Source organism: Streptomyces sp. 13-12-16 (genome assembly GCF_002114215.1).
Taxonomy (GTDB): Bacteria; Actinomycetota; Actinomycetes; order Streptomycetales; family Streptomycetaceae; genus Streptomyces.
On record NZ_NCTE01000541.1, the window covers coordinates 1 to 11,625 of the forward strand.

11 protein-coding genes and 2 tRNA genes are annotated in these 11,625 nt (G+C 69.5%); 8 read left to right on the forward strand and 5 right to left on the reverse strand.

Going from position 1 to position 11,625, the window contains the following annotated elements; translation table 11 throughout:
* On the reverse strand, window positions 1-607 hold a 607-nt coding region (locus tag B7767_RS21840; RefSeq protein ID WP_143652578.1), incomplete at its 3' end, for a GNAT family N-acetyltransferase.
* Between the two features lie 161 nt (window positions 608-768).
* Between B7767_RS21840 and B7767_RS21845 the strand changes: the two genes are divergently transcribed.
* Both B7767_RS21845 and B7767_RS21850 read left to right on the forward strand, forming a co-directional pair.
* Window positions 769-1,947: a PP2C family protein-serine/threonine phosphatase gene (locus B7767_RS21845; protein ID WP_085573697.1), complete on the forward strand. Its 1,179-nt coding sequence runs from the start codon at window positions 769-771 to the stop codon at window positions 1,945-1,947.
* An 18-nt stretch (window positions 1,948-1,965) separates the two neighbouring features.
* The gene (locus B7767_RS21850) at window positions 1,966-2,424 is read left to right on the forward strand and encodes an HD domain-containing protein (protein WP_085573698.1); all 459 of its coding nucleotides are present in this window, start codon (window positions 1,966-1,968) and stop codon (window positions 2,422-2,424) included.
* A gap of 15 nt (window positions 2,425-2,439) precedes the next feature.
* On the opposite strand, the gene B7767_RS21855 is transcribed toward B7767_RS21850, so the two are convergent.
* Window positions 2,440-3,621, reverse strand: coding sequence for an acyltransferase family protein (locus B7767_RS21855; protein ID WP_085573699.1), 1,182 nt, complete (start codon window positions 3,619-3,621; stop codon window positions 2,440-2,442).
* A 626-nt stretch (window positions 3,622-4,247) separates the two neighbouring features.
* On the opposite strand from B7767_RS21855, the gene B7767_RS21860 reads away from it, so the two are divergent.
* A complete protein-coding gene (locus B7767_RS21860) occupies window positions 4,248-4,442 on the forward strand; it encodes a hypothetical protein (protein ID WP_004931346.1) in 195 nt (64 codons plus the stop codon).
* Between the two features lie 196 nt (window positions 4,443-4,638).
* On the opposite strand, the gene B7767_RS21865 is transcribed toward B7767_RS21860, so the two are convergent.
* Window positions 4,639-4,709: transfer RNA gene (locus B7767_RS21865), tRNA-Gly, on the reverse strand.
* A gap of 164 nt (window positions 4,710-4,873) precedes the next feature.
* Between B7767_RS21865 and B7767_RS21870 the strand changes: the two genes are divergently transcribed.
* The 5 genes from B7767_RS21870 (at window position 4,874) to clpX (ending at window position 9,779) form a co-directional block, all read left to right on the forward strand.
* Window positions 4,874-4,950, forward strand: a tRNA-Pro gene (locus B7767_RS21870).
* Between the two features lie 166 nt (window positions 4,951-5,116).
* Window positions 5,117-6,511 (forward strand): trigger factor, encoded by a 1,395-nt coding sequence (tig, locus tag B7767_RS21875; protein WP_085573700.1) that lies wholly within the window; start codon window positions 5,117-5,119, stop codon window positions 6,509-6,511.
* A gap of 389 nt (window positions 6,512-6,900) precedes the next feature.
* Window positions 6,901-7,506 (forward strand): ATP-dependent Clp protease proteolytic subunit, encoded by a 606-nt coding sequence (locus tag B7767_RS21880; protein WP_024887530.1) that lies wholly within the window; start codon window positions 6,901-6,903, stop codon window positions 7,504-7,506.
* Window positions 7,507-7,616: 110 nt separating this feature from the next.
* A complete protein-coding gene (locus B7767_RS21885; RefSeq protein WP_053635736.1) occupies window positions 7,617-8,309 on the forward strand; it encodes an ATP-dependent Clp protease proteolytic subunit in 693 nt (230 codons plus the stop codon).
* A gap of 183 nt (window positions 8,310-8,492) precedes the next feature.
* On the forward strand, window positions 8,493-9,779 hold the full coding sequence (gene clpX, locus B7767_RS21890) for an ATP-dependent Clp protease ATP-binding subunit ClpX (RefSeq protein WP_073931885.1): 1,287 nt from the start codon (window positions 8,493-8,495) through the stop codon (window positions 9,777-9,779).
* A gap of 73 nt (window positions 9,780-9,852) precedes the next feature.
* Here clpX and B7767_RS21895 read toward each other — a convergent pair whose 3' ends face one another.
* Together B7767_RS21895 and B7767_RS21900 are read right to left on the reverse strand one after the other, a co-directional pair.
* Entirely contained in the window at window positions 9,853-10,815 is a 963-nt protein-coding gene (locus tag B7767_RS21895; protein ID WP_085573701.1) for a hypothetical protein, read from the reverse strand.
* 37 nt (window positions 10,816-10,852) lie between these two features.
* Window positions 10,853-11,625, reverse strand: a 773-nt coding sequence (locus B7767_RS21900) for a hypothetical protein (protein ID WP_085573712.1), incomplete at its 5' end; no start/stop codon positions are given.

Here is an 11,625-nt window from a genome sequence, read left to right on the forward strand (position 1 = left end):
GCGTCCCCAGCCGCTCCCAGCCGGGCTGCCGCGCGAGCATCCCCGGCCGGCCCGGCACGAGCCGGGCGTACACCGCCTCGCACGCGTCGAGCACGTCGGCGGGGGCCGCGTACCGCACCCGTACGTCATCCGTACCGGACGGGACCGACAGAGCCGTACGACTCGTGTCGATCTCGGCGTTGACCTGGAAGGTGGCCGCCTCGTACCCGAACCGGCCGTAGATCGCCGGCTCCGACGCCGTGAGCACCGCCAGCGGCTCGCCCCAGGACCGGATGTCGTCCAGCTGGCGCCGCATCATCGTCCGCAGCACGCCGCGCCGCCGGTGCGTGGCGGCCACGCTGACGCCCGTGACGCCCGCGGCCGGCACGGAGTCACCGCCGGGCACGGTCAGCCGGAACGAGAACGCGCCCGCCGTCCCCACGCACTCGTCGCCGTCCCAGAAACCCAGAAAACGGTCGTGCTCGGTGAGCGAGTTCCACAGCTCGCGTTCCTCGTCCGCCTCCTCGCCACCGCCGAACGCACGGATCAGGTTCGCGTACCACTTGTCCCAATCCTCCGGCTGTAGTACGCGAAGTCCGTTTGCGGGGCCCGTTTTCTCGGTCGTCATGAGCCATCCCTACCAGGGCCGTACCGGACGAGCGAGGCAATTTCTCCCACGCGGCCCCGCGACGGCGTCCGGTGAAGTTGACTGTGAAGTCGGCCCCGGCAAGGGGGCAACCAGGACCTCCCGTGCCAAGTGGCCGGTCCGATGGATAGGGTCCCGAACTAATGGCAGCAGGACGAGAGCGGCGCGCGGAAGCCGACACGTTCACGGCCCGGTTGAAGAAGCAGTGGCACCGGGCCCGCGTCGGCGTGCGCCGGAGCGCCGTCGACTACTTCCGCGGGGACGGCTCCGACTGGATCGCGCTCGCCGGACTGTTCCTCACCGTCCCGCTGATCGCGGCCGGGACCCTCACCAACTCCGTGTGGTGCGCGCCGGCCGCACTGGTCATACCGATCGTCGCCGGCGGCCTGCTGCTGCGCCCGGCGAGCCTGCTCGGCCTGTACGCCGCCGCGGCGACCGCGCTGATCGTGGAGTCGGTGCAACTCGGCCCCTACACCGAGGGCGCGGCCCGGGTCACCCCGGGCGTGGTCCTCACCGTCGCAGCCTGCGGCTTCTTCGGGCTGCTCGTCGCCCAGTTCCGCAGCCGGGTCGGCGTGCCCTGGCGGCGCGGCGGCACCATGCTGTTCGACCTGCGTGAACGCATCCGGGTGCAGAGCAAGCTGCCGAAGCTCCCCGACGGCTGGCACCGGGAGATGGCCCTGCGTCCGGCGGGCGGGCAGTCGTTCTCGGGCGACTTCGTGGTCGCGGCCCGCACCAACGGCGGGCGCACCCTGGAGGTCGTGCTCACCGACGTCTCCGGCAAGGGCATGGACGCCGCCTCGCGCGCCCTGCTGCTCTCCGGAGCCTTCGGCGGTCTCCTCGGCAGCCTCCCGCCGCACGCCTTCCTCCCGGCCGCCAACGGCTACCTGCTGCGTCAGGACTGGGACGAGGGCTTCGCCACCTCCATCCACCTGGTGCTCGACCTGGACTCCGGCGACTACGAGCTCTACTCCGCCGGGCACCCGCCGGGCCTCCAGCTCAGCGCGGGCAGCGGACGCTGGGAGGAGAAGGCGGCCGACGGCCCGCTGCTGGGCGTGTACGACGGTGCCCAGTTCGACTCGGTGAAGGGCTCGCTGCGCCCGGGGGACGTGCTGATGCTGTTCACGGACGGCCTGGTGGAGACCTCCGACCGGGACATCGTCGAGGGCATCGACCGCCTCACCGGCGAGGCCGACCGCTATGTCGCGGGCGGCTTCCACGGCGCCGCCTGGCACCTCATCGAGGCGGTCGCCAAGGACGTCAACGACGACCGGGCACTGCTGCTGATCTGCCGCGAGGGCCCGACGGCCGCGGCGGCCCGCTGACCCGTGCACACTGGGCGGGTGACCGAGACGACACCGCTGCCCCTGGCCGAGATCGAGGCCACCGCCCGCGCCGCGCACGCCGGCCAGACCGACAAGGCGGGCCGGCCCTACGCCGAACACCTCCGGGCCGTCGCCGAGGGGGTACGGGCACGCGGCGGCGACGAGGAGCAGATCGCGGCGGCCTGGCTGCACGACGCCGTCGAGGACGACAAGCTGTCCCGGCGGTGGCTGGAGGAGGCGGCCCTGACCCGGCGGACCAAGGACATCGTCCTCGCGGTCACCAAACGCTCCGGGGAGCCGCCCGAGGCGTACGCGGCCCGGATCCTCGCCACTCCCGGCGCGCTGCTGGTGAAGGAGGCGGACCTGGCGCACAACGCCGACCCGGCCCGCCTCGCCGTACTGGAAGGACCGACCCGCACGCGACTGACCGAGAAGTACGCGCGGATGCGCGCGCTTCTCGGTCTCGTGGCCCCGTGAGGGGGAGGGGAACTCCTAGGCGGAGACCTTCTCGCGGGTCTCCCTCTTCTCCTGCCGCTCGCGTCCGCGGGCCGGTTCGGCGGCGTCCCGCTTGAACGCCCACTCCATCCTCGGCTCCATCACGAACCGGAACGTCCGCCGTACGGGGGCGGTGCACAGCAGGGTCACCATGGCCGCCGCCAGGACGCTCACGGCGATCTCGCCGAGCGGCCGGTGCAGCACGGAGTGCTCGAACCAGCCCTGGTAGTCGCCGGCCTTCACCACGAAACCGTGCAGCAGGTAGCCGTACAGCGTGCCCGCGCCGAGCGCCGTGAACCACATGTGGCGGCGCGGCACCCAGGCGAAGAAGCAGGCGGTCAGCAGCAGCGAGCAGCCGAACATCGCGAGCACCATGACCGGGCCGGCCCACCACGGCGCGCCCAGCTCCTGCGCGGCGTCACGGTGGTAGAACCACGCGGTGTTCATCCGCGGCACCGCCCACCAGCCGAAGGCCAGCGCCGCCGCGAACACCGGCACCGCCGCGATCCGCACCGACCGGCGGCGCACCATGTGGAAGTGCTCCGGCCGCATGCACAGACCAAGCACGAAGTACGGCAGGAACTGCAGCACGCGCTGCAGGTCGAGGTCGTCGCCGATCCCGGGGGTGGCACTGGCCAGCATGGCGATGCCGAGGGCCAGCGGCAGCGGGTGCCGTACCGCGTTCCAGATCGGTGTGGTCAGCCGCCACACGAACAGCGCGACCAGGAACCAGGTCAGGTACCAGGGGTCGAGCAGGCTGATCTCCTGCTCGGGGGTGTGGTCGACGACCCGCCGGAACAGGGGGTAGGCGGTCTCGAACACGATGTACGGCACGGCGACGCCGGTGATCAGTCGGCGCAGCCGGTCGGGCCGCATGTCGAAACTGCGCGAGAAGAAGCCGGAGATGATGATGAAGGCCGGCATGTGGAACGTGTACACGACCGTGTACGCCGCCTCCAGGACCCGGCTGTCGCCCTTGAGGGGCTCCCAGGCGTGGCCGACCGCCACCAGCACGATCGCCAGGTACTTGGCGTTGTCGAAGAACGCGTCGCGCTGTTTGCCGCGCGGGCTCCTCGTGTGCGGGCTCTTCGTGCGTGGGCTCGGCACTCCGGGTGCCGGTGACTGTGCCGGGGGGAGCGGCGTTCTGCGGTTGCCGTACGGTCGCTGCGAGTTCGTCACTGACCCTCCCGGCGGGAACTCGGGGAGTCGATCGGGGAGCTCGCTGCGCTTGCGGGGGACGAGGCAGCGTGGAACATCTGAGGCACCCTAGCGTCGTCCTCGGTATTTCGTAAAACGCTCGACGTCGTTCCTGGTATTCGGCTCGGGTACCCCGGATTGGGGAAAGTGATCGGCATGATTGGCGTGATGGCCAACACACTGTGCATATAAGGGACTTGGTTGGCGCTCGGACCGTCCTTGTCATGATTGTTCCGGACCAATCCACGCATAAGCCCGGCAGGCGACTCCGGTGGTATGTCCCGACCTGGGTGTCTTTTTCCCGTATCGACCCAAGGGGTGCCGGAGCATCTGCGATGACAATTCGAATTAACTGCGAACGCGTTGTGTGGAGACGGAAACGATCCGGTTGAATTCCCTGTGCGGGTGTTCCTTCGAATTGCCGTGCGACACCGTGCCGTTGGCCCGGGCGGACGGCCGCGCACGGGCGGTGCCGTCCGCACCGGGACGGATGATGCGTCAGCCGCCGCATAGGGCGGCCGTGTTGGTGGCACGATGGTTCTGGCGGGGTGCGCGGGGTCGCGTCGCCCGGGCCGGGGAAGCGGAACCGACCGAGGGTGTGATCAGTTGTGGCCATTTCACTGTCCGTGGTGCTGCTGTTGGGGATCATCCTGGTGGTGCTGATGAGAGGCGGTTCCCTCAAGGCCGGCCCGGCGGTCGTCGCCGTCCTCTTCGGCTTCTTCCTCGCCTCCACCGGCATGGCCGACGACATCCAGCGGTTCCTGGACTCGATAGCCGAGATGATCAACTCGATCAGCTTCTGACCCCGCCCGCCCCCGCGCGGAAACGATCCGGGCCGCCCCGGGAACCGCCCCTCGGCCCGGCAGCCCGGCCCGCCCGCTCCAGCCGCCCGGCACCGCGAACGGCGCCACCGGCGGCGCGACGGACTGTTCCGGGCCCCGGAAAGCGATCAGGGCCAGGCGGAGGAATGATCCTCCGACCTGGCCCTGAGCCGTACAGAGCGGGCGACGGGAATCGAACCCGCGTAGCTAGTTTGGAAGACTAGGGCTCTACCATTGAGCTACGCCCGCACGGAGCGCGCCACGCGTCGGTGACCGCGGCACTGAGAGGCATCGTAGCGGGTCGTGCGCCCTCGTCGCACACCCCGTTTCCGGACCGCCCCGACGCGGCACCGTGCCCGTGAAACACGGCGGCCGTTCCGCCCGGGTGCATGTACCCTACGTGTCGCACCAGACGGGGTGTGGCGCAGCTTGGTAGCGCGTCCGCTTTGGGAGCGGAAGGCCGTGGGTTCAAATCCCGCCACCCCGACCAGCCACCTGCCTCATGCAGCGATGATCGCCTTTTGGGTGCCGTAGCCGCTGCCGTTACTATGCAAACTGCGCGCCCTGTGTGTCTCTGAAGTCCTCCGGGCGGCGAATCGGCCGGGCCTCTCTGGTCCCGGCAGAACCCGAGAAGTCAGCCACAAGGAGACCGAACCGTGAAGAGCGCCGTGGAGACCCTGAACCCGACCCGGGTTCGGCTCACTGTCGAGGTGCCCTTCGAGGAGCTCAAGGACAGCCTCGACGCGGCGTACAAGAAGATCAACCAGCAGGTCACGGTGAAGGGCTTCCGCAAGGGCAAGGTCCCGGCCCGGGTCATCGACCAGCGCTTCGGCCGCGGTGCGGTGCTGGAGGAGGCCGTCAACGACGCCCTCCCGAAGTTCTACACCGACGCGGTCAACGAGGCCGAGCTGAGCCCGCTGGGCCAGCCCGAGGTCGACATCACGGAGCTGAAGGACGGCGAGACGCTGAACTTCACCGCCGAGGTCGACATCCGCCCGACCATCGAGATCCCGGACTACTCCGGCATCGAGGTCGAGGTCGACGCCGTCGAGGTCACCGACGAGGACGTCGAGAAGTCGGTCGAGCAGCTCCGCGAGCGCTTCGCCTCCACCTCCCCGGTGGAGCGCGCCGCCCAGGACGGCGACGTCGTCACCATCGACCTGGAGGCCAAGGTCGACGGCGAGGTCCTCGAGGACGGCGTCGCGAGCGGCGTGTCGTACACCATCGGCTCCGGTGAGCTGCTGGACGGCATCGACGACGCCGTGAAGGGCCTGGAGGCCGGTGGCGAGGCCACCTTCACCTCCGAGCTCAAGGGCGGCTCGGCGGCCGGCAAGGAGTCCGAGGTCACCGTCAAGGTGTCCCAGGTCGCCGCCCGTGAGCTGCCGGAGCTGGACGACGAGTTCGCCCAGCTCGCGTCCGAGTTCGACACCCTCGAGGAGCTGAAGGCGGACAGCCGCAAGCGCCTGGAGAACATGAAGCAGTACGACCAGGCCACGCAGGCCCAGGAGCGCGTCCTGGAGAAGCTGCTCGAGCTGGTCGAGGTCCCGGTCCCCGAGAAGCTGCTCGAGGACGAGATCAACACCCGCAAGCACAACCTCGAGCACCACCAGCTCGGCCAGATGGGCCTCGACCTCGCGAAGTACCTGGAGATCCAGGGCAAGACCGAGGAGGAGTTCGAGGCCGAGACCCGCGAGGCCGCGGTCAAGGGCATCAAGACCCAGTTCGTGCTCGACGAGCTCGTCAAGCAGGAGAAGCTCAACGTCAACCAGGAGGAGCTCACCGAGCACCTCATGCGGCGCGCGGCCTCCTCCGGCATGTCCCCCGACCAGTTCGCCCAGGCCGTCGTCGAGCAGGGCCAGGTCCCGCTCCTCGTCGGCGAGGTCGCCCGCGGCAAGGCCCTGGCCTCCGTGGTCGAGAAGGCCACGGTCAAGGACACCAACGGCGAGATCGTCGACCTCGAGGACGAGGAAGAGGACGAGACCACCGAGTCGGCCGAGGCCGAGGCGGAGGGCACCGAGCAGGCCGCCGCCGAGGAGAAGAACGAGGGCTGACCCTCGAACCGTCTCCGACGAACGTCCAGCGGGCCCCGGGTACGTAGTGACCCGGGGCCCGCTGTCCGATCCCAGGGGTGCGGGGCCGTGGCCGTGAGCGGCTCCGCCGCGTGGGCGCGACCGGCCCCGCCGGGCCGCAGCCGCCCGCGGACCGGTGACCCCCGCGGGGAAGGCGAACGGCGCTCCGTGCCGGGCACACCGCGAAGTACACCCCTCTACGCCCCCGGCGAACACCCCCGTTACCGGGATTCCCCGGCGGAGCCACCGCGTTAGGGTCCATGAATACGGGGCCGGAATACCACGGCGCAACCGCCGGAGGCCCCCCGCAGGGAAACGTGAGACGGCCCGGCGCCGTCGTAAGACGAGCAGGTGGATACGTGACGAATCTGATGCCCTCAGCCGCCGGCGAGCCCTCCATCGGTGGTGGCCTCGGCGACCAGGTCTACAACCGGCTGCTCGGCGAGCGGATCATCTTCCTCGGCCAGCCGGTCGACGACGACATTGCCAACAAGATCACCGCGCAGCTGCTGCTCCTTGCCTCCGACCCGGACAAGGACATCTACCTGTACATCAACAGTCCCGGCGGCTCCATCACGGCCGGCATGGCGATCTACGACACCATGCAGTACATCAAGAACGACGTGGTGACGATCGCCATGGGCCTGGCGGCCTCCATGGGCCAGTTCCTGCTGAGCGCCGGCACCCCCGGCAAGCGTTTCGCGCTGCCGAACGCCGAGATCCTGATCCACCAGCCGTCCGCCGGTCTCGCCGGCTCGGCCTCGGACATCAAGATCCACGCCGAGCGGCTGCTGCACACCAAGAAGCGCATGGCCGAGCTGACGTCCCAGCACACCGGCCAGACGGTCGAGCAGATCACCCGCGACTCCGACCGTGACCGCTGGTTCGACGCCTTCGAGGCCAAGGAGTACGGCCTCATCGACGACGTGATCGCCACGGCCGCCGGCATGCCGGGCGGCGGCGGCACCGGGGCCTGAGCGGCCTCGCGGAGCCCTCGCGGCCCCGTGGACGCCCCGCCGGGCCCCCGGGCCCGGTGAACAGCCCCAGCAGCCCCAGCCGACCGCCTCAGCCCCTTTCAGGAGAAACCGTGAACAGCTTCCCCGGCAGCGGCCTGTACGACCGCACGCCCGCCGCCTCCGAGGGCCGGTACACCGGCCCCTCGGCCGAGTCCCGCTACGTCATCCCGCGCTTCGTCGAGCGCACCTCCCAGGGCATCCGCGAGTACGACCCGTACGCGAAGCTCTTCGAGGAGCGCGTGATCTTCCTCGGCGTGCAGATCGACGACGCCTCCGCCAACGACGTCATGGCGCAGCTGCTGTGCCTGGAGTCGATGGACCCCGACCGGGACATCTCGGTCTACATCAACAGCCCCGGCGGCTCCTTCACCGCGCTCACGGCGATCTACGACACGATGCAGTACGTGAAGCCGGACATCCAGACGGTCTGCATGGGCCAGGCGGCCTCCGCCGCCGCCGTCCTGCTGGCCGCCGGTACGCCCGGCAAGCGCATGGCGCTGCCGAACGCGCGCGTGCTGATCCACCAGCCGTACAGCGAGACCGGCCGCGGTCAGGTCTCCGACCTGGAGATCGCCGCCAACGAGATCCTCCGGATGCGCAGCCAGCTGGAGGAGATGCTGGCCAAGCACTCCACCCGGCCGCTGGACAAGATCCGCGAGGACATCGAGCGCGACAAGATCCTCACGGCCGAGGACGCGCTGGAGTACGGCCTGATCGACCAGATCATCACCACCCGGAAGATGGACAACTCCAGCCTGCGCTGACGCGGGGCGGGGGTGTAACGTCTGCCGCCCCTTGGCACGGTTTGGCACGGTCCACGTCAAAGTGAACCGTGCCAAGGGGGGCCCGAACGGGGGGCCAGGCAAGGTACCGTCGGACATAAGGCAGCACCAGGAGCCGCCGGACGCCCGCGTCCAGGCGACTCCCAGGCGAAGGGGAAGCACACCGTGGCACGCATCGGTGACGGCGGCGATCTGCTCAAGTGCTCGTTCTGCGGCAAGAGCCAGAAGCAGGTCAAGAAGCTCATCGCAGGGCCCGGTGTGTACATCTGCGACGAGTGCATCGATCTCTGCAACGAGATCATCGAGGAAGAGCTCGCCGAGACCAGTGAGGTCCGCTGGGAGGAGCTGCCCAAGCCCCGCGAGATCTACGAGTTCCTCGAGGGGTACGTGGTGGGGCAGGAGGCGGCCAAGAAGGCCCTCTCCGTCGCCGTCTACAACCACTACAAGCGCGTCCAGGCCGGCGAGAACGGCGGCGCGCAGGGCCGCGAGGACGCCATCGAGCTGGCGAAGTCCAACATCCTCCTGCTGGGCCCCACGGGCTCCGGCAAGACCCTGCTGGCCCAGACCCTGGCCCGCATGCTGAACGTCCCGTTCGCGATCGCCGACGCCACGGCGCTCACGGAGGCGGGATACGTCGGCGAGGACGTCGAGAACATCCTGCTGAAGCTGATCCAGGCGGCCGACTACGACGTCAAGAAGGCCGAGACCGGGATCATCTACATCGACGAGATCGACAAGGTCGCCCGCAAGAGTGAGAACCCCTCGATCACGCGCGACGTGTCGGGCGAGGGCGTCCAGCAGGCCCTGCTGAAGATCCTGGAGGGCACCACGGCCTCCGTCCCGCCGCAGGGCGGCCGCAAGCACCCGCACCAGGAGTTCATCCAGATCGACACGACGAACGTGCTGTTCATCGTGGGCGGCGCCTTCGCCGGACTGGAGAAGATCATCGAGGGCCGGGCGGGAGCCAAGGGCATCGGCTTCGGCGCGACGATCATCTCCAAGCAGGAGCGGGAGTCCAAGGACCAGTTCGAGGAGGTCATGCCGGAGGACCTGGTCAAGTTCGGCATGATCCCCGAGTTCATCGGCCGGCTCCCCGTCATCACCTCGGTCCACAACCTCGACCGCGAGGCCCTGCTCCAGATCCTGGTCGAGCCGCGCAACGCGCTGGTGAAGCAGTACCAGCGCCTGTTCGAACTCGACGGCGTGGAGCTGGACTTCGAGCGCGAGGCACTGGAGGCCATCGCCGACCAGGCCATCCTCCGCCAGACCGGCGCCCGAGGCCTGCGCGCCATCATGGAGGAGGTCCTCCAGGGCGTGATGTACGAGGTCCCGTCCCGCAAGGACGTCGCCCGCGTGGTCATCACGGCCGACGTGGTCCTCTCCAACGTCAACCCCACCCTGATCCCCCGCGACGCCCGCGGCCGGGGCTCGGGCGAGCAGAAGACGGCGTAACCGCCGCCTCGGCAGTGACGCGAAAGGGGCCCCGGCCGGTGCCGGGGCCCCTTTCGCGTGCGCACGCGTCGCGTCAGGCCTTGACGCGGACGTCCTTGCGGAACTTGGCGGTCAGCTCGGCGGCCTTCTCCAGGTCGGCGGGCTTGCCGGCCATGACGTCGGCCACCACCGTGTTGATGGTGACGCCCACCGTGCTGTGGTCACCCCAGATGCACACCGGCATGCTGATCTCCGAAGGTCCGGAGGCCACGTCGCCAGGTGAGGCGTCGCTGTTCTTGATCTTGATTTCCTGGCACTTCAGGACACCGCCGTCCAGAGCGCTCGGTTCGTAGGCCTTCGGGCTGCCGACGAGTTCGCCCTCGGTCTCCTTGTCCTCGGAGGCGTTCTTCTCCATCTCCCCGAACATGGCGTCGACGACCTTCTCCGGATCGTCGACCTCGCCGTAGACACCCATGAACTGGACCATCTTCGTGGCGAGCGGATTGCTCTCGTCCCCGGCCTGGTAGACCGCGTCGACGTTCTTGGCGTTCTTGACGCCGTTCTTCTCCGCTTCCTTCATGTCGTTCTCGTCGAAGCCGTCGCTCTTCTCGGCGTCGCCCTTCTTGTACTCGCCACCGAGCACGGTCGCCGGCGTCGTCAGCTTGTGCGGGCCGTCGTCGGCTATGTCCGCACCGCCGCCGCCTCCGCCGATCACGAAGTACGCGCCCACGCCGATCGCCGTGACGACCGCCACCGCGCCGATGATGATCCCGGCCTTCTTGCCGCCGCCACCGGAGGCGGGGGGCTGGGGCGGCATGCCGTACTGGGGCTGGCCGTAGGGCGGCTGCTGGCCGTACGGGGGCTGCTGGGGCGGGACGCCAGGCTGGCCGGGCTGCTGCGGGTAGCCGTATCCGGGCTGGCCGGGCGGGGGAGTCTGCTGGGGGTAGCCGTAGCCGGGCTGCGGAGTCTGCGGCTGCTGGCCGTAAGGCCCCGGCTGGCCGTACGGCCCGGGCTGCTGGGGCTGCCCGCCGTACGGGCCCGGCTGGTTGTAGCTCATTGCTTGGGTTCCCCTTGAGTTGCTGATGTGGTGCCGGTCAGACCTTGACGCGGATCTGCTCGCGAAGCTTGGTGGTGAGGTCGACCGCGGTGTCCTTGCCGACGCCCGTGCCGGTGTTGTCACCGGGCGAGACCATGGCGACCGTGCTGTGGTCGGCCCAGGCGCAGAACCAGTCGGTCGACTCCTTCTTGGTCAGCGCGTTGGTGCTCTTGGTCGACTGGCACTTGGCGACCGCGCCGTCGATCTCGACCTCCTCGGGGTCGCCGATCAGCTCGGCGTTCTGCATCCCGCCGGTGTCACTGGTCGAGCTCTCCTTGACTTCCTTCTGGATGTTGGCGAAGAACTTGTCCAGGACGCTCTGGGGGTCGGCGATCTCGCCGTAACCGCCCACCATCGTCATGCCCTTGGCGGTCAGCAGCTCGGCCTGGTCGGGAAGCGTGGAGGGATCCTCGGGGTCGTAGCCGCTGAAGTCGGCGGTCGACCACTGCCCGACGATGGCCGTACCGTTCTTGACGCCGCTCTTCTCCATGTCCTCCGCGGTGTCGGAGTCGCTGCTCTCGTTGCCCTCGCCGGCCAGCTTGTACTCGCCGAGCACCGTCGCCGGCGTCGTCAGCTTGTGCGCCCCGTCGTCCTCCAGGCCGCCCGCGCCGCCGCCCCCGCCGATCACGAAGTACGCGCCCACGCCGATGGCCGCGACGACCGCCACCGCGCCGATGATGATCCCGGCCTTCTTGCCGCCGCCACCGGAGGCGGGGGGCTGGGGCGGCATGCCGTACTGGGGCTGGCCGTAGGGCGGCTGCTGGCCGTACG